Genomic DNA, 18,216 nt, shown 5'->3' on the forward strand with positions numbered 1-18,216 from the left:
GTGCATTTCCAAAGAGCTGCTAGCATAGAGCCACTAGTCGAACCTCAGCATGCCCCACTCACGAAGCAGTCTGGATATGACCGAGCAAGAAGACCCGAACCGCGAGCGCCTCAAGAACCACTTTGCCCAGCGGGTCATCCATCAGGCACGTCAAATTCTTGAGATCTGGCAACGTTTACAGGGCAATGAATGGGCCCCCTCAGACCTCGCGGAACTCAGCGACGCCAACCTGCGCCTGCTGCGGTTTGCCGCACGCTTCGAGCAGCCCGAGCATTCGCAACTGGCCCGCGCCATCAGCCAGGCCTTGCAGCAGGTCGAGGCCAACCGCGGGCGCCTGAGCAGTACGTTAATTACAGAACTCAACCGCCTGATGCAGCGGTTGTCGCGTACTGGTCTGCGCCACGGCGACCAGCTGGATCACACCTTTCTGCCACCGCTGCGCAAGCCGGTGTACATCCTGCTTCAGGACCATGACCGGGCCGAGCGACTGGCCAAGCAACTGGATTTTTTCGGCCTGGGCGCGCAATCGCTGCCCAGCGTGAATGCCTTTCGCAGCGCCATGGCCGAACGCCTGCCCTGCGCGATCGTGATGGACGTGGATTTCAGTGGCGCCAGCAATGGCCTGCTGCTGGCCGCCGAAGCGCAGGAGGGGCTGGAGCAGAAATTGCCGCTGCTGTTTTTCAGCCTGCATGAAACCGACACCCCCACCCGACTGGCCGCCGTGCGCGCGGGCGGGCAGGAGTTCCTGACCGGCACCCTCGAAGCCTCCAGCCTGATGGAAAAAATCGAGGTACTGACCTGCGTCGCGCAGTACGAACCGTACAAAGTGCTGATCATTGATGACTCCCGGGCTCAGGCGTTGCACACCGAACGGCTGCTCAACAGCGCCGGGATCGTGACCCGCACCCTGATCGAGCCGATTCAGGCCATGGCCGAACTGGCCGACTTCCAGCCCGACCTGATCATCCTCGACATGTACATGCCCGCCTGCACCGGCACCGAGCTGGCCAAGGTGATCCGCCACAATGATCGCTACGTCAGCGTGCCGATCATTTACCTGTCGGCCGAAGATGACCTGGACAAGCAACTGGACGCCATGAGCGAAGGCGGCGACGACTTCCTGACCAAACCGATCAAACCCCGGCACCTGATTACCACCGTGCGCAACCGCGCCGCCCGGGCACGGCACTTGAAGGCGCGGATGGTGCGCGACAGCCTGACCGGCCTATACAACCACACGCACATTCTGCAACTGCTCGAAGACTGCACCTTCCGCGCCCGCCGCGAAAGTCGCTCGCTGAGCTTTGCCATGATCGACATTGACCATTTCAAGCGGGTCAACGACTCCTACGGCCACCCCATGGGCGACCGGGTGATCAAAAGCCTGGCGCTGTTCCTCAAACAGCGTCTGCGCAAGACCGATTTCATCGGGCGCTATGGCGGCGAAGAGTTTGCCATTGTGATGCCTGACACCGATCAGGAAGCGGCCCACGCGGTGTTGAACACCATCCGCGAGCGCTTCTCGGAGATTCATTACCCGGCCCAGCCCACAGATTTATGCTGCACCTTCAGCGCGGGCGTGGTGGAACTCAAAGAGGACACAGACGGCCTGGTCATGGCATCTCAGGCAGACGAAGCGCTGTACCGCGCCAAGCACAACGGGCGCAACCGGATCGAGCGCTTTCACCCGGCAAGGCAAATTGCCACTATTTCGGTCAAATTGCCGAATCCCGTCACATCGCTGTAACGCACGTGCAATAACTTCAGCCGCTTCTCATTGCGTCGTAGGCAAAATCCCAGATGCGCCTGAAGCTGCTTACCAACCTCAACACCCTGTTGCTGGTCGCCGTGTGCCTCGCCCTCGGCGCCACCCTGGCGTGGTCGCAACACGCGCTTGAACGGCCGTTTCAACTGATGGAACGCTACTTGAGCCTGTCCCAGCAGTTCCAGAACCAGGTGACGCGCAATATTGAAGATTACCTGGCCAGCGGCGACGCCCTGCGCCTGAGCGATGCCACGACCGCGCTCAACACGCTGAAAACCGAACTGACCCCGCTCCCGGTTGCGCTGGCCGAGGCCTTGCGCCCCAGCCTCGAACGCCTGAGCACGTACAGTGGCAACGAACTGCTGGCCGCTGGCAAACTGGCCGGTGACCCGCAAGCGTTGCTGTTGCAGGCCGAACGGGAGCTGGGCGCCACTCTGGAGCAACTCAGCCAGTATGCCAATCAAGCCAGCGGCCCCGACGCCCACGCCTATCTGGTGCCGCTGCTCAATGCCTCCCAACACTTGGCAAAACTCTCTTTAAGCCGCGACAAACTGGTCAGTAGCGGGCGCAGTGAGCTGGCGGCGGACGTGACGCGCGAGCTGGACAACATGCGTGCGCAAGCGCAAACCATCGAGGCGCTGCCTTTGCTGGGGGTCAGCGCCAACAGCGCCTCGGCCAGTGACGATTTCGCGGCACTGATGGGCCTTGAGTCCGAACAGACGGGCGCGACCGAAGACGCTGGCATCCCCCTCAAACGTGAACTCAACAACCTGCTGAGCCGCTACCCCGCCGAGTTGCAACGCACCCGCAGCCAGATCGAACAACGCGCTCAACTGGCTGACGCCACGCATGAAAAGCTGGGCGCAGTGCAACAAGCCATCGCCGGACTGGAGCCGGCAGTGCGCGCTGAACACGGGCAGATTCAAAGCGAAGTGCGGCTGATTCAAGGCTCGATGATTGGCCTGATTCTGCTGATCGCACTGCTGATCGACACGTTACAGCGCAGACTGGCCAACGTGTTGACCCGCCTGGTGCCGATGCTGTCGACCTGGGCACAAGGGGATTTCAGCCGCGACATTCAGTTGGGCAAAACCAATCGCGAACTGCACGACATTCAGGCCTCGCTCAATCGCCTGCGCAATTACTTGGTCAATCTGGTGGGCACCTTGCGCGTCAACGCCGAACAGGTGGCCGGCAGCAGTGAGGCGCTGGCCGAGGTGAGCAACGGTTTGCACAGCGGCGCCGAACGGCAGGCAGGCGATACGGCGCAAATCCGCGACGCCCTGGGTGAATTGGAAGCGACCATTTCACAAGTGGCGGGCGACGCCAGTCAGGCGGCCGATGCCAGCCGCAGCGCCGGGGTGGCGGTTGCCCAAGGCCAGCGAGTCATTGGTCAAAGTTTGACCGGGCTGCATGCACTGGTGGGTGAAGTGCAAGGCAACGCGCAAATGATCGAGCAACTGGCCGAAGAGTCGGCCACCATCGGTGGCGTGCTGACGGTGATTCGCGCCATCGCCGATCAGACCAACTTACTGGCGCTCAACGCCGCCATTGAAGCGGCCCGTGCCGGTGAAATGGGACGCGGGTTTGCAGTGGTCGCCGAAGAGGTGCGCACGCTTGCCCAACGCACAGCAGGGGCGACCGGCGAAATTCAAACCCTGATCGGCGGGCTGCAAACGGCCGCGCGCCAGTCAGTCGAAGGCATGCGCGCCCAAGTCGTACATGCCCGGGACACCGCCCGGCAGGCGCAAGCCGCCGATGGCGCGCTGGATGAAATCGTCGGAGCGATAGCCACCATCTCCGACACCGCCATCCGCATTGCCGACGTCACTGCTCAACAAAGCGGCGCGGTCAGTGAAATACGCGATCACAGTGAACGCATTCATCAGTTGGGTGACGACAATTTGCAACGCATTAGCCAGGGTCGCCAGCAAGGTGAGCGCTTACTGGTGTTGGGGGGCGAGTTGAATGCCGCGGTGCAGGCGTTTCGAGTGTGATGCCGGGCGCGCGGATCGTTGCGATACCGCCGCTCCCCGTCAACGGTCAGCCCCGCTCGGCACAGCGTTTCTCACTCCGCTATCATGCGCGCACGTTTGATTAGCGAGATCACTATGCGCCGCCTGTTTTTGCTTTTGTGTTTACTCGTCGCCGTGCCCGCCATGGGCGCGGGACTGTTGGACAACCGCCCCAGCGCTACGCTGGGCGCCGTGAATAACAGCCGCGATTTTCTGCCGGTCAGCGAGGCGTTCAAGCTCAACCTGATCGAAAGCACGCCCACGAACATCAAGCTGCGTTTTGTGCCGACCGACGGTTACTACCTGTACCAGCACCGCTTTGCGTTCAAAACCGACCCCGCCGATATCACCCTGGGCCCGGTGCAACTGCCGCCCGGCGAACCCAAGCATGATGAGTATTTTGGCGATGTGCAGGTGTATCACGGCATTGTCGACGTGGACGTGCCGCGCCCGGCCGATGCTCAACGCGCCTTCACGCTTGTCGTGACCTATCAGGGCTGCGCCGACAAGGGCTTGTGCTACCCGCCCGAAACCGTGCGCCTGGCCATCGAAGGCACGCCCGCCGCGTCAGTTGACGCATCAAGCGCGCCCGCCAGTGCCTGGAGCTGGCGTGAACTGGCGATCTTTTTCCTTGCGGGCCTGGGCCTGACGTTTACCCCGTGCGTACTGCCGATGCTGCCGATTCTGTCGGGCGTGGTGCTGCGCGGCCAAGTGGGCGGCTGGCGCGGTTTCAGCCTGTCGCTGGCTTACGTGTTGCCCATGGCGGCCTGTTTTGCCTTGCTCGGCGCCCTGATGGGACTGTTCGGTGCGCAGCTCAACCTGCAAGCGCGCCTGCAATCGGCGTGGGTTCTGGTGCCGTTCGCGCTGTTTTTTGCGGTGTTTGCACTGGCGATGTTCGGGGTGTTCGAACTCAAACTGCCACGCGCCATCAGCAATCGCCTGGACCGTGTGGCCAATAACACTCAAGGCGGCTCGCTGTGGGGCGCGGCGGTGCTGGGCGTGGTGTCCAGCTTGCTGGTTTCGCCGTGCGTATCGGCGCCTCTGGCCGGTGCGTTGCTGTACATCAGCGCCAGCGGCGATGCGCTGGGCGGCGGTCTGAAGCTGCTGGTGCTGGGGCTCGGCATGGGCACCCCGCTGGTGCTGGTGGCGACGGGCGGGGCGGCGTGGCTGCCCAAAAGCGGCCCGTGGCTGGTGACCGTGAAAAACACCATCGGCGTGTTGTTGCTGGGGTTGGCGGTGGGCCTGCTCAGCCGGGTGCTGCCGGGCCCGGCCACCCTGCTGTTGATCGGTTTTCTGGCGGCCGGGGTCAGCCTGTTTCTGGGCACGCTGGAGTTTGCCTTTAAATCGCCGCGCCAGCGCCTGGCGCAACTGCTGGGCCTGTTCCTGCTGGTGTATGCGCTCTTTTGCTGGTACGGCGCCTTGAGCGGGCAAGGCGATCCGCTCAAACCTCTGGCGAGCCCCGCGCCTGTCACCCTCGACGAGCGTGCCGACACCACCACCCGCCAATGGCAGACCGTCAACACCCCGGCCCAACTGGACGCGGCGCTGGCCGAGGCAAAGGCCGCAGGGCAGCCGGTGTTGCTGGATTGGTACGCCGACTGGTGCATCAGCTGCAAAGTCATCGAACATGAGGTGTTGAACAACCCGCGCGTGCTGGATCTGCTCAGCGGTTATCGGCTGGTGCGTTTTGACATCACGGCCAGTAACCCCGAGCAACGTGCCCTGCTCGACCGCTATCAATTATTCGGCCCACCGGCGCTGATGTTCTTTGGCAAAAATGGCAGCGAAATCAGTGACCAACGGGTCATCGGCGAGATCAATGCCGCGGACTTCGCCGAACGTGTCGCTAACGCAAATGACCAGATTTAAAGCCTGAGTCACAAACTTTGCGTGAACATCGGGCATCGTGCTGGCTATTGCAGGTAACTGGACAGCGTTTACGCTTTTCGGCATAGTCGCCCCGCACTGACATAACAAGGAAAAGCAGATGGCGACCTTTCTGGTGCTGCACGGCCCCAACCTGAACCTGCTAGGCACCCGCGAGCCGGGCGTCTACGGCGCCACAACGCTGGCGCAGATCAATCAGGATCTCGAACTACGGGCCCGCGAGGCCGGTCACCATTTGCTCTACCTGCAAAGCAATGCCGAGTATGAATTGATCGATCGCATCCATGCCGCACGCGATGAAGGCGTGGATTTTATTTTGATCAACCCGGCTGCTTTTACCCACACCAGCGTGGCATTACGTGACGCGCTGCTGGCGGTGAGCATCCCATTCATCGAAGTGCATTTGTCCAACGTGCACAAACGCGAACCTTTCCGCCATCACTCCTACTTCTCCGACGTTGCGGTAGGTGTGATCTGCGGCCTTGGCGCCAGCGGTTATCGACTGGCCCTGGAGGCCGCCCTGGAACAGCTTGAACTACAAGCTAAACGCCCCTGACCGACCCACTGGGAGTTGACGATTCATGGATATCCGTAAAGTTAAGAAACTGATCGAATTGCTGGAAGAGTCCGGCATCGACGAGCTGGAAATTAAAGAAGGCGAAGAGTCCGTACGCATCAGCCGTCACAGCAAGACTCCTGCTCAGCAGTTCTACGCACCGGCTCCAATGCAAGCGCCGGCTGCCGCTGCTCCTGTTGCCGCGACCCCGGTAGCCACCGTAGTTGACGCACCGGCTGCGCCAACACTGAACGGTTTTGTGGTCAAGTCGCCAATGGTCGGTACGTTCTACCGCACCCCGTCGCCTACTTCGCCAGCGTTCGTTGAAGTGGGCCAGACCGTTAAGGTCGGCGACACCATCTGCATCGTGGAAGCGATGAAAATGATGAACCACATCCAGGCTGAAAAAGCCGGTGTTATTGAATCCATCCTGGTAGAAAACGGTCAGCCGGTTGAGTTCGACCAACCGCTGTTCACCATCGTTTGAACCACGGGGAGCCAACGATGTTGAAGCCTCAGAAGCTGGAAAAAGTTCTCATCGCCAACCGCGGCGAGATCGCCTTGCGCATCCTGCGGGCGTGCAAGGAACTGGGCATCAAGACCGTCGCGGTGTACTCCACTGCTGACAAGGAACTGATGCACCTGGGCCTGGCAGACGAAACCGTTTGCATCGGGCCGGCACCAGCCAACCTGTCTTACCTGCACATCCCGGCCATCATCGCGGCAGCCGAAGTGACCGGCGCCACGGCGATCCACCCGGGCTACGGCTTCCTGGCGGAAAACGCCGATTTTGCCGAGCAGGTCGAGAAATCCGGTTTTGCGTTCATCGGCCCGAAAGCTGACACCATCCGCCTGATGGGCGACAAGGTATCGGCCAAGCACGCCATGATCGCGGCGGGCGTTCCCACGGTGCCAGGCTCCGACGGCCCGCTGCCCGAAGACCCTGAAACCGCCTTGCGCATTGGCCGCGAAGTCGGCTACCCGGTGATCATCAAGGCCGCTGGCGGCGGCGGTGGTCGCGGCATGCGCGTGGTCAACCGTGAAGAAGACCTGATCGAAGCAGCCAAGCAAACCCGTGAAGAAGCGGGCGCCTGGTTCAGCAACCCGATGGTCTACCTCGAAAAATACCTGACCAACCCGCGTCACGTGGAAGTTCAGGTGCTTTCCGACGGCCAGGGCAACGCGATCCACCTGGGCGACCGCGACTGCTCGCTGCAGCGCCGTCACCAGAAAGTCCTGGAAGAAGCACCGGCGCCGGGCATCGACGAAACAGCCCGCCAGGAAGTACTGGCACGCTGCGTTCAAGCCTGTATCGATATCAACTACCGGGGTGCGGGCACGTTCGAGTTCCTGTACGAAAACGGTCGTTTCTACTTCATCGAAATGAACACGCGCGTGCAGGTAGAACACCCGGTATCCGAAATGGTCACCGGTATCGACATCCTTAAAGAGATGTTGAGCATTGCGGCAGGCAATAAGCTGTCTTTCACCCAGGATGACGTGAACATTCACGGCCACTCCCTGGAGTGCCGGATCAACGCGGAAGACCCTGCGACGTTCATGCCAAGCCCTGGCATGGTCAAGCACTTCCACGCGCCGGGCGGCAACGGCGTTCGCGTCGATTCGCACCTGTACAGCGGCTACAAGGTTCCGTCCAACTACGACTCCCTGATCGGCAAGCTGATCACCTGGGGCTCGACCCGTGACGAAGCCATGGCACGCATGCGCAATGCCCTGGACGAAATCGTGGTCGACGGGATCAAAACCAACATCCCGCTGCACCGCGACCTGGTGAATGACGAAGGCTTCTGCAAAGGCGGCGTCAACATTCACTACCTGGAACACAAACTGGCTAACCAGTAAGTTTGATTCCTGATCAACAAAGCCGCTTTCGAGCGGCTTTGTTGTGTCTGGGGCGCCAGGTTTTTGGGTACCCGACTACACGGTTGATTCAGGCCGCGTAGAAGCGATAGGTGGAGACATGGCTTTCATTGCTTGCGCCTTGTTTCGCCGGGGTGATCGCCGGTGCAATCCGGGAGGTTGGAGGCGATGATGATCAAACCGGCCATAACATAGCCAGAACCCTCCCCCCAACTAAGCCTGCCTCCCGCCGACTCCAGATCATAGATTTTCGTTTCTGAAATCAACTCGCCACTGCGGTTATCGAAAAGACGATAAAAACCTGGATAACCCCAACACGGAAACCACGCAGGGGAATTAACTCCATTAACATCAGGCTCACGATGAAAGATATTCGGAAGAACCCAATAGGGCTTGAAACTCTGAATTCGATAGCAGCCATCGGGACTGACGCTATCGGTCGCCAGTCGCGTAGCCCATCCTCTTTCCCACCAGTTCGAAGCGGTCCATAACCCGCCCGCAATGGTGATATAGGTGACGAAAAAGGCGATGCGTCGCGAGCTGGACTTCATTGTTCGCGCCTCATTTTTTCGGGGACATCACCCGGGCAGTCGGGGAGGTTGAGATCCATGCGGATCATCCCAATCCACACATCGCCTGATCCATTCCCCCAGTCCAGTTGCCCGCCTGCTGACTCCGCATCATAGATTTCAGTTTCTGAGATCAGATCGCCATTTCGATGATCGTAAAGACGCAAAAAAGCTGGATACCCCCACCCAGCAAACCATTTTGGCGGCAGGTCCCCGAACGGATGGGGCATGGGATGCAAAAAATCAGGGAGCACCCAATAGGGTTTGAAACTATCAATTCGGTAACAGCCATTAGGGCTGATACTCGACTCACCGTCCCTAGTTGCCCATCCTCTTTCCCACCAGTTCGAAGCGGTCCATAACCCGCCCGCAATGGTGATATAGGTGACGAAAAAGGCGATGCGTCGCGAGCTGGACTTCATTGTTCGCGCCTCATTTTTCCGGGAACATCACCCGGGCAGTCGGAGAGATTGGGCCCGATACGAATCATGCCGGACCTCACTTGACCTGAACCACCTCCCCAACTCACCTTCTCAACGATCGAATCCCAGTCATGAACCTTGGTTTCTGAGATCAATTCTTCAGTGCGATGATCGTACAGGCGAAAAAAACCTGGATATCCCCACCACGGAAACCACTCTGGTGAGTGAACTTCGTTAGGATCCGGTCGCCTATGAAAAATATTGGGTAGCACCCAAAAAGGTTTGAAACTCTCAACCCTATAACAACCGCCGGGGCTTACTTCAGGATCACCCAAACGCTCCGCCAAGCCTCTCTCCCACCACTGCGAGGCCTCCCATACCCCTCCGGCAATACAGATAAAGACCATGCGAAAGGCTAACCGTCGTGAGGCTGGTTTCACACCCATCCCCCAAGATCAATGACTTGCCCAGATTTTTTCCAGAGTACATCTGAATAAATGATGAAGTCGCCGCCTTTGCCTGTTTTGTCACGATAGTCCCGAAAATCACCATTGGTGACAGCAGCAAAAGGCCCCTCCTTTAGACGCAATACGAGTTGACCATGAAGGCTCAAGGTAAAAGCGGTCTCTGCCTTGGTCAGTACACGATCCTCTGTCCAAGTGCCCAGATATTGCAGACCATTGAAGTCGTAATGGTCGCGAATATAGAAACCAACCCTTTCCACATGAAATAGATGACGAAGTTGTTTGGTAACTGGATTTACCTCAGTAAATGCCTCTCCTACTACTCCAACTTTCAAAACGGCATTACCCAAGGCTCCGTACATGTCGTCGAGCGAGTGCCAAGCGGACCCGAACCTAGTGAAATTCACTTGCGATACAACATCCATTTGCAAAGATGACATTAAGTTTGAACCCAGCTTTCGCGCTCCATACCCCATCCATCCAGACCTCTTTAACAGGTCTTTCAAGCGCTCAATCCCATTAGAGGTCGTAAGCAGAGACTCTGCCTCGTCAACAGCCTCACGACAGCGCTCATACCCCATAGCCCACTCCATTTTTACAATGCTCTCATCGCACTGCGCCGGTTTCAGACTGAGGGGGTCAGGCTGGGTTTTACGCTCCTTCCACGCCTCCGGCATCGCCCACGCCGGGCTGTCAAACCAGCGCTGCATCAAGGCCGCTGACGTGTGCCAGCCCATCGCGCGCATGGCGCCCGGCAAGCGGCTCAGGGCAAGGCTCTGGACGACCACTTTTTTGGCCGGTGTATGGATGGGGCTGTAGGTGCGCGAGCTGGTTTGTGGCAGTTGATACAAGGCTTGCGGGCCTGTGGCGTTGGTACGCTGGAAATCATTCAAGGACATGCTGCTTACTTCATAACCGGTGACGGGGCGTTGATGGCGATGCTCAATGGTTCAGGACTGACGCTGGCGCAAGAGCAGGTGTGGCCTTGTGCATCGAGTGTGCCGTAGCCCATACAGTGGTCGTTTTGCAGCACGGCATATCCCAGTTGCCTCAGGGGCAGGCCATGTTGATTGAACAATTGGAAACGCTCGTCGCACGTTGTGCTGAAGGTGGCGGGCATGGGTTGTGGCCCGGCGGTCAAGCCGCCATTAAATGCCGGGGCTGAATCGGTGACATAAGAATGCACAGTCACAGAGGCAATCAGCTCGGCCTGGCAAGGGCAACCGCTGCGGCTGTCCAGCGTGCCAGCCACCCGCCGCCCATGGCTGATAAACCCCTCAACGCCGCCGCAAATCGGGTAGGCCTTGCCGTCTTGCCCGCAACTGACCAAGTGGCCTTCGAGGGCATGCTGCATGCCACTCCACGTAATGCCAGGGTCTGACTCGAGCACCTTTCCACCGCAGGTCGTTTTGTCGTCCAGACCAATAAAATAGCCCAAGGCCATAAGCCTCTCCTATTGCATAGCCCCTCAGGGAGCACGGCTGAGAACCATGAAGCCCAGTCATTGAATGAACGAACCTCATACACAGTAATCAGGAAGAGAGTGCTCAGATTGGCGATCACGGTATGTAGGACGTGTCCATAAACGCCATCAGCCCAATATCGAATTCCTGCGCGAATGGCCCTGCCCACCCGTCTACAGATGGCCTGCCATAGCAGGGAGGCCTGCGCTCGCGTAAACTGGCGCGCTTCTCGCAGCCCACTGGCTGCACATCCCTATTTTTCAAAGGTGCCCGCCATGCCTTGGCTGCAAGTACGCCTCGCCATCAGCCCGGAACAAGCCGAAACCTACGAAGACGCGTTCCTCGAAGTCGGTGCTGTTTCGGTCACATTCATGGATGCCGAAGACCAGCCGATCTTCGAACCCGAGCTCAACACCACCCCGCTGTGGTCGCACACCCATTTGCTGGCACTGTTCGAAGGCGGCACTGAAGCCGAACTCGTCCTGTCCCATCTGGAGCTGCTGACCGGCGCACCACTGCCTGAACATCACGCAGAAGTGATCGAAGACCAGGACTGGGAACGCAGCTGGATGGACAACTTCGAGCCGATGCGTTTTGGTCAGCGCCTGTGGATTGTTCCAAGCTGGCACGCCGCGCCGCAACCCGAGGCCGTGAACCTGCTGCTCGATCCGGGCCTGGCATTCGGCACCGGTACTCACCCGACCACCGCGCTGTGCCTTGAATGGCTCGACGGTCAGGACCTGAAAAACTGCGACGTACTGGACTTCGGCTGCGGCTCGGGCATTTTGGCCATCGCCGCGCTGCTCCTTGGCGCCAAACAGGCCGTCGGCACGGACATCGACGTGCAAGCGCTGGAAGCGTCTCGCGATAACGCTGGCCGCAACAACATCGCTGAAGAACTGTTCCCGCTCTACTTGCCAGAAGACCTGCCGCAGGTTCAGGCAGACGTACTGGTGGCCAACATTCTGGCTGGTCCGCTGGTCGCACTGGCGCCGCAACTGTCGAGCCTGGTCAAACCGGGCGGCCGTCTGGCGCTCTCCGGCATCCTGGCCGAACAAGGCGAGGACGTGGCAGCCGCCTATGCGCACGACTTTGATCTGGACCCGATCGCTAACCGCGATGGCTGGGTGCGCATCAGTGGTCGTCGGCGCTAGAATGCACGCCTGTCTAATCCGGGTGGCCGCATGAGCGATAGCTTCGTAACACAGTGCCCACATTGCCAAACCAGCTTCCGCGTCAACCATTCTCAATTGAGCATGGCCCGCGGCGTGGTGCGCTGTGGCGCTTGCCTGCAAGTGTTCAATGCTGCGCAGCAACTGCTCAACAAGAGCGCTGAAAAGGAACAGCAACCCGTCGTTGCTGCACCGGCAGCCGAGCCCCGGCCGATCGAGTCGCCTGCCGCGCCTGAGCCCATCAGCCAGAAGCAATGGCAGGCTGCCGAGCTGGACCTCGACCATCTGGATCTGGACAAGGAGCTGGCCCGACTCGAAGAGCTGGAGATCCAGCCCAGCAAAAGCTTCGGCCAGCCTTCCGCCACCCGGCAAGACACACTGAGCGCACGCCGCGACAGCGATGAGGGCGAAGAACGTCAGTGGTCAGACAGCCTGTTCAGCGATTCGGCCGCCGAGCGTGCCGAGGCCATCGAGGCCGAGCCTGAGCGCCTCGAACCTGCTGACTCGGGCCGCACCGAGCCGTCGCTGTCCCTGGACCTCGACGATCCGGATGACCCCCCCCCGCTTCAGCTGTCGCTGGATAAAGAGCCGGAACCGCCACTGATGCATCTGTCCGCCGTGGATGATAACGATGACGACGAGCCATTGGCGCCGCCCTCCGTCACCAAGGACAAACGCAAACGCCACGAACCGGTTGTGCGCGAAGAAGTGCTGCAAAATCTGGTCGACGACCCGCTGCACCTCGACTGGCAAAAGCGCCGTACCCCCTGGGGCAAGCGCCTGCTGTGGTTCGTGCTGGTGTTAGTGGCCGCTGCCGCGCTGGGCGCCCAATACATTGCCTACCACTTTGAAGAACTGGCTCGCCAGGACCAGTACCGGCCGATTTTCCAGCAACTGTGCCCGACCCTCGGCTGCACGGTGCCCTCCAAGGTTGACATTGATCGGATCAAAAGCAGCAATCTAGTGGTGCGCAGTCACCCCGAGTTTGCCGGAGCCCTGGTGGTCGATGCGATCCTCTACAACCGCGCACAGTTTTCGCAACCGTTCCCTTTGCTGGAACTGCGCTTTGCAGACCTCAACGGAAAAATGATTGCCAGTCGTCGCTTCAAACCCGGCGAGTACCTGAGCGGGGAGATGGCCGGCAAGGCTGAAATGCCGCCTCAAACCCCGATCCACGTTGCACTGGATATTCTGGATCCGGGCCCAAAAGCGGTGAATTACAGCTTGAGTTTCCATTCTCCGGAATGAAAACCCCGGCTTTTTGCCCGAACGCGTAAGCGGCCACTGAACAGCGACCTGCTTTTGGCGCCTTGACAGGCGGCTCAGGCATTGGCGCGCTGTTCAATTTTTATCCAATTGCGTCTTTATCCGGTCATCGAGAGCGGGTATCATGCCAACCCTTTTTCGAACTCCCAAGATCCGGCCCCACAACAGGGAAGTCCTATGTCGGCGGTACGCATCGGCCCATATACATTGCACAACGGTTTGATCCTCGCCCCGATGGCGGGTGTCACCGACCAGCCCTTTCGTCAGCTTTGCCGGCGCATGGGTGCAGGCCTGGTTGTTTCGGAAATGGTCACCAGCGACATGAGTCTCTGGAACAGCCGTAAATCGCGCTTGCGCATGATTCACGACGGTGATCCCGAGCCTCGCTCGGTACAGATCGCCGGCGGTGATGCGCAGATGCTGGCAGACGCCGCCAGGGCCAACGTGGAACTGGGCGCACAGATCATTGATATCAACATGGGGTGCCCGGCAAAAAAGGTCTGCAACAAGGCCGCCGGCTCCGCACTACTGAAAGACGAAGCATTGGTGAACGAGATCCTGCAGGCCGTCGTGGCTGCGGTTGATGTGCCGGTCACCTTGAAAATCCGTACCGGCTGGGACCGGGACAACAAAAACGGCCTGGCCGTGGCAAAAATCGCCGAACAGGCCGGCATCACAGCACTGGCGGTTCATGGCAGAACCCGTGCCGACCTCTACACCGGTGAAGCCGAGTACGACACCATCGCCGCGATCAAGCAGGCGGTGTCGATTCCGGTCTTTGCCAACGGCGACATCGATTCACCCCACAAGGCCCGTCACGTCCTCGACGCGACCGGCGCAGATGGACTGTTGATAGGCAGGGCGGCTCAAGGGCGGCCCTGGATTTTCCGCGAAGTGGATCATTTTCTGCGTACCGGGCAGCTATTGCCGGCACCGGAGATGAGCGAAGTGGAACGTATTCTGCTAGAGCATCTGGCCGCATTGCATGCCTTCTATGGGGAGGTGTTGGGCGTTCGCATTGCCCGCAAGCATGTCGGCTGGTATCTCGCAACCTTGCCGGGCGCCAAGGAGTTTCGCGCCCACTTCAATCGTTTAGAAGATACGGAAGCACAATGCGCCAACGTTCAGGCGTTTTTCGCCGAACGACACAAGAGCCTGGGGACAGGGGACGAAGGATGGGTGGCCGCATGACGATGATGACCGAGACATTAGTGAGTGGAACAACGCCCGTGAGCGACAACGTCAATTTGAAACAGCACCTCAATACGCCGAGCGAAGAAGGCCAGACCCTTCGCGGGAGTGTCGAAAAGGCGCTGCACAACTATTTCGCCCACCTGGAGGGCGCAGAAGTCACGGACGTGTACAACCTGGTTCTTTCCGAAGTCGAGGCCCCCTTGCTCGAATGCGTCATGAACTACGTCAAGGGCAACCAGACCAAGGCTTCCGAGATGCTGGGGCTCAACCGCGGCACCCTGCGCAAGAAACTCAAACAGTACGATCTGCTGTAAGCATTCAATCAAACCTGAAAGGCGTCCTCGTAAAACGGGCCGCCTTTTTTGCTGACTCCTTTGCTTTTGATGGAAATCGAGATGACCGATCAGACTACCCGCCTGCCGATCCGCCGCGCTCTAATCAGCGTTTCCGACAAAACCGGAATCCTTGATTTCGCCCGTGAACTGGAAGCCCTCGGCGTCGAGATCCTGTCCACTGGCGGTACGTTCAAGCTGCTGCAAGACAACGGCGTGGCCGCGGTTGAAGTCGCCGATTACACCGGCTTCGCGGAAATGATGGACGGCCGGGTAAAAACCCTGCACCCGAAAATCCACGGCGGCATCCTGGGCCGTCGCGGCATTGACGACGACATCATGAACGAGCACGGCATCAAGCCGATCGACTTGGTCGCGGTGAACCTCTACCCATTCGAAGCCACCATCAACAAGCCAGGTTGCGACCTGCCGACCGCCATCGAGAACATCGACATTGGCGGCCCGACCATGGTGCGTTCTGCGGCCAAAAACCACAAAGACGTCGCCATTGTGGTCAATGCCAGCGATTACGCCAATGTGCTGGAAAACCTCAAGGCCGGTGGCCTGACCTACGCCCAGCGTTTCGACCTGATGCTCAAGGCGTTTGAACACACTGCCGCCTACGACGGCATGATCGCCAACTACCTGGGCACCGTGAACCAGGCCGCCGAGACCCTGAGCACCGAAGACCGCGGTCAGTTCCCGCGCACCTTCAACAGCCAGTTCATCAAGGCACAAGAAATGCGCTACGGCGAGAACCCGCACCAGAAAGCGGCGTTCTACGTGGAAGCCAAACCGGCCGAAGTCAGCATCGCCACCGCCACCCAGCTGCAGGGCAAAGAGCTGTCGTTCAACAACGTGGCCGACACCGACGCTGCGCTGGAGTGCGTGAAGAGCTTCGTCAAACCGGCTTGCGTGATCGTCAAGCACGCCAACCCGTGCGGCGTTGCGGTCAGCCCGGATGCCGAAGGCGGTATCCGCCAGGCTTACGAACTGGCCTACGCCACGGACACCGAGTCTGCGTTCGGCGGCATCATCGCCTTCAACCGCGAGCTGGACGCCGAAACGGCCAAAGCCATCGTTGAGCGCCAGTTCGTAGAGGTCATCATCGCCCCGTCCGTGAGCGAAGAAGCCCGCGCCATCGTGGCTGCCAAAGCCAACGTACGCCTGCTGGCCTGCGGCCAGTGGAGCGAGAACCGCGCCCCGGCGTGGGACTTCAAGCGTGTGAACGGCGGTCTGCTGGTTCAAAGCCGCGACATCGAGATGATCGGCAGCGAAGACCTGAAAGTCGTGACCCAACGCGCACCGACCGAACAAGAGATCCACGACCTGATCTTTGCCTGGAAAGTGGCCAAGTATGTGAAGTCCAATGCCATCGTCTACGCCAAGGGCCGCCAGACCATCGGCGTGGGCGCAGGCCAGATGAGTCGCGTCAACTCGGCCCGCATTGCCGCCATCAAGGCCGAGCACGCCGGCTTGCAGGTTCAGGGCGCGGTCATGGCCTCTGACGCATTCTTCCCGTTCCGTGACGGTATCGACAATGCAGCCAAGGCTGGCATTACGGCGGTGATCCAGCCAGGCGGCTCGATGCGCGACAACGAAGTGATTGCCGCGGCTGACGAAGCCGGTATTGCCATGGTGTTCACCGGCATGCGCCACTTCCGCCATTAATTTAGGCGACGGCCACGCTGAAGCCGGTTTCTGCGGCGTGGGGCCGACCTCGATGATGCGTATTGCCAACCGGCAATTGCGCTCATCGAGCAAGACCCACGCCTGGCATCAACCGGCTTCAGTTCGGTCTCCTGAAGCGTGAAACGTTTTGGGCTCTCAATAGAATTCAGCGTCATCCGAGGTTTTTGAAATGAATGTTTTGATCATTGGCAGCGGTGGCCGCGAACACGCACTGGCCTGGAAAGTCGCTCAGGACCCACGCATTGCGAAAGTGTTCGTGGCGCCGGGCAACGCCGGTACAGCCATTGAAGCCAAGTGCGAAAACGTCGATATCGACGTACTGGCCCTTGAGCAACTGGCCGACTTTGCCGAGAAGAACGTTTCCCTGACCATCGTGGGCCCGGAAGTGCCACTGGTGGCCGGCGTGGTCGATTTGTTCCGCGCCCGTGGCCTGGACTGCTTCGGCCCAACCGCAGGCGCTGCTCAACTGGAAGGTTCGAAGGCGTTCACCAAGGATTTCCTGGCGCGTCACAAGATCCCGACCGCCGATTACCAGAACTTCACCGAAATCGAACCGGCGCTGGCCTATCTGCAAGAAGTCGGCGCGCCGATCGTGATCAAGGCTGACGGCCTGGCTGCGGGTAAAGGCGTGATCGTCGCAATGACCCTGGCTGAAGCCGAAGACGCCGTACGCGACATGCTGGCTGGCAATGCCTTTGGCGAAGCGGGTTCGCGCGTTGTAATCGAAGAGTTCCTCGACGGCGAGGAAGCCAGCTTCATCGTGATGGTCGACGGCAAGAACGTATTGCCAATGGCCACCAGCCAGGACCACAAGCGCGTCGGCGATGCGGACACCGGCCCGAACACCGGCGGCATGGGCGCGTACTCCCCTGCTCCGGTCGTGACGGCCGAGGTTCACCAACGCGTGATGGATCAGGTGATCTGGCCGACCGTTCGTGGCATGGCCGAAGAAGGCAATGTCTACACCGGTTTCCTGTATGCAGGCCTGATGATCGACAAAGCCGGCAATCCTAAGGTCATCGAGTTCAACTGCCGTTTTGGCGACCCTGAAACCCAACCGGTGATGCTGCGTTTGCAGTCGAGCCTGGTGTTGCTGATCGAAGCGGCACTGGCTCAGGCACTGGACAAGGTTGAAGCGCAATGGGACCCGCGTCCAAGCCTGGGGATTGTCCTGGCAGCCGGCGGCTACCCAGGCGACTACGCTAAAGACGCGGTGATTCACGGTCTGGACGCTGCGGCGCAGCTCGAGGGCAAAGTGTTCCACGCCGGTACGGCGTTGAATGCCGCGCAGGAAGTGGTCACGGCCGGTGGTCGTGTATTGTGTGCAACGGCCATGGGCGACACGGTCGAAGCCGCTCAGCAGCACGCTTACGCGCTGGCCAAAGCCATCGAGTGGGATGGCTGCTTCTACCGTAACGACATTGGTTATCGTGCAATTGCACGCGAACGTGGCGACCGTCAGGAATAAGCAATCCAGATGGATAGGCAAGGGCACCCCACCCTTGCCTAACTGTTCCAGCGCCGCGCATAGTTATTCA

General features: G+C 59.8%; 17 protein-coding genes. 12 read left to right on the forward strand and 5 right to left on the reverse strand.

The window, feature by feature from the left end; translation table 11 throughout:
• Positions 1-76: 76 nt before the first annotated feature.
• The 6 genes from IF654_RS20045 to accC all read left to right on the forward strand — a co-directional run bounded on the left by IF654_RS20045 (position 77) and on the right by accC (position 8,086).
• Positions 77-1,747 (forward strand): GGDEF domain-containing response regulator, encoded by a 1,671-nt coding sequence (locus tag IF654_RS20045; protein WP_047273219.1) that lies wholly within the window; start codon positions 77-79, stop codon positions 1,745-1,747.
• A gap of 53 nt (positions 1,748-1,800) precedes the next feature.
• On the forward strand, positions 1,801-3,762 hold the full coding sequence (locus tag IF654_RS20050; protein WP_194862124.1) for a methyl-accepting chemotaxis protein: 1,962 nt from the start codon (positions 1,801-1,803) through the stop codon (positions 3,760-3,762).
• 114 nt (positions 3,763-3,876) lie between these two features.
• Positions 3,877-5,649, forward strand: a complete 1,773-nt coding sequence (locus IF654_RS20055; protein WP_194862123.1) for a protein-disulfide reductase DsbD — start codon at positions 3,877-3,879, stop codon at positions 5,647-5,649.
• A gap of 118 nt (positions 5,650-5,767) precedes the next feature.
• Positions 5,768-6,223, forward strand: a complete 456-nt coding sequence (gene aroQ, locus IF654_RS20060) for a type II 3-dehydroquinate dehydratase (protein ID WP_047279992.1) — start codon at positions 5,768-5,770, stop codon at positions 6,221-6,223.
• 25 nt (positions 6,224-6,248) lie between these two features.
• Positions 6,249-6,710, forward strand: a complete 462-nt coding sequence (accB, locus tag IF654_RS20065) for an acetyl-CoA carboxylase biotin carboxyl carrier protein (RefSeq protein ID WP_047273216.1) — start codon at positions 6,249-6,251, stop codon at positions 6,708-6,710.
• A gap of 17 nt (positions 6,711-6,727) precedes the next feature.
• Positions 6,728-8,086, forward strand: a complete 1,359-nt coding sequence (gene accC / locus IF654_RS20070) for an acetyl-CoA carboxylase biotin carboxylase subunit (protein WP_047273215.1) — start codon at positions 6,728-6,730, stop codon at positions 8,084-8,086.
• Between the two features lie 125 nt (positions 8,087-8,211).
• Here the strand turns inward: accC and IF654_RS20075 are convergent, their stop codons facing one another.
• The 5 genes from IF654_RS20075 to IF654_RS20095 are packed head-to-tail and all read right to left on the reverse strand — an operon-like array spanning position 8,212 to position 11,003.
• Complete coding sequence (locus IF654_RS20075; RefSeq protein WP_194862122.1) at positions 8,212-8,655, reverse strand: hypothetical protein; 444 nt, start codon at positions 8,653-8,655, stop codon at positions 8,212-8,214.
• Complete coding sequence (locus tag IF654_RS20080) at positions 8,652-9,095, reverse strand: hypothetical protein (RefSeq protein WP_047279985.1); 444 nt, start codon at positions 9,093-9,095, stop codon at positions 8,652-8,654. The genes IF654_RS20075 and IF654_RS20080 overlap by 4 nt, the downstream gene beginning before the upstream one ends.
• On the reverse strand, positions 9,092-9,535 hold the full coding sequence (locus IF654_RS20085) for a hypothetical protein (RefSeq protein WP_080960164.1): 444 nt from the start codon (positions 9,533-9,535) through the stop codon (positions 9,092-9,094). The genes IF654_RS20080 and IF654_RS20085 overlap by 4 nt, the downstream gene beginning before the upstream one ends.
• Entirely contained in the window at positions 9,532-10,458 is a 927-nt protein-coding gene (locus IF654_RS20090) for a DUF6402 family protein (RefSeq protein ID WP_194862121.1), read from the reverse strand. The genes IF654_RS20085 and IF654_RS20090 overlap by 4 nt, the downstream gene beginning before the upstream one ends.
• A gap of 5 nt (positions 10,459-10,463) precedes the next feature.
• A complete protein-coding gene (locus IF654_RS20095; protein WP_194862120.1) occupies positions 10,464-11,003 on the reverse strand; it encodes a PAAR domain-containing protein in 540 nt (179 codons plus the stop codon).
• Between the two features lie 294 nt (positions 11,004-11,297).
• Here IF654_RS20095 and prmA point away from each other — a divergent pair, with 294 nt between their 5' ends.
• The 6 genes from prmA to purD all read left to right on the forward strand — a co-directional run bounded on the left by prmA (position 11,298) and on the right by purD (position 18,146).
• The gene (gene prmA, locus IF654_RS20100; protein WP_047273210.1) at positions 11,298-12,176 is read left to right on the forward strand and encodes a 50S ribosomal protein L11 methyltransferase; all 879 of its coding nucleotides are present in this window, start codon (positions 11,298-11,300) and stop codon (positions 12,174-12,176) included.
• A gap of 30 nt (positions 12,177-12,206) precedes the next feature.
• Entirely contained in the window at positions 12,207-13,442 is a 1,236-nt protein-coding gene (locus tag IF654_RS20105; protein ID WP_194862119.1) for a DUF3426 domain-containing protein, read from the forward strand.
• A 195-nt stretch (positions 13,443-13,637) separates the two neighbouring features.
• Positions 13,638-14,651, forward strand: a complete 1,014-nt coding sequence (gene dusB, locus IF654_RS20110) for a tRNA dihydrouridine synthase DusB (protein WP_194862118.1) — start codon at positions 13,638-13,640, stop codon at positions 14,649-14,651.
• Entirely contained in the window at positions 14,648-14,968 is a 321-nt protein-coding gene (gene fis / locus IF654_RS20115; protein WP_019408796.1) for a DNA-binding transcriptional regulator Fis, read from the forward strand. The genes dusB and fis overlap by 4 nt, the downstream gene beginning before the upstream one ends.
• Before the next feature lie 81 nt (positions 14,969-15,049).
• Complete coding sequence (gene purH / locus IF654_RS20120; RefSeq protein ID WP_047273207.1) at positions 15,050-16,657, forward strand: bifunctional phosphoribosylaminoimidazolecarboxamide formyltransferase/IMP cyclohydrolase; 1,608 nt, start codon at positions 15,050-15,052, stop codon at positions 16,655-16,657.
• A 190-nt stretch (positions 16,658-16,847) separates the two neighbouring features.
• Positions 16,848-18,146 (forward strand): phosphoribosylamine--glycine ligase, encoded by a 1,299-nt coding sequence (purD, locus tag IF654_RS20125; protein ID WP_047275186.1) that lies wholly within the window; start codon positions 16,848-16,850, stop codon positions 18,144-18,146.
• The last annotated feature ends 70 nt before the right edge of the window (positions 18,147-18,216 follow it).

The organism is Pseudomonas lundensis (genome assembly GCF_015377145.2).
Lineage (GTDB): Bacteria > Pseudomonadota > Gammaproteobacteria > Pseudomonadales > Pseudomonadaceae > Aquipseudomonas > Aquipseudomonas lundensis.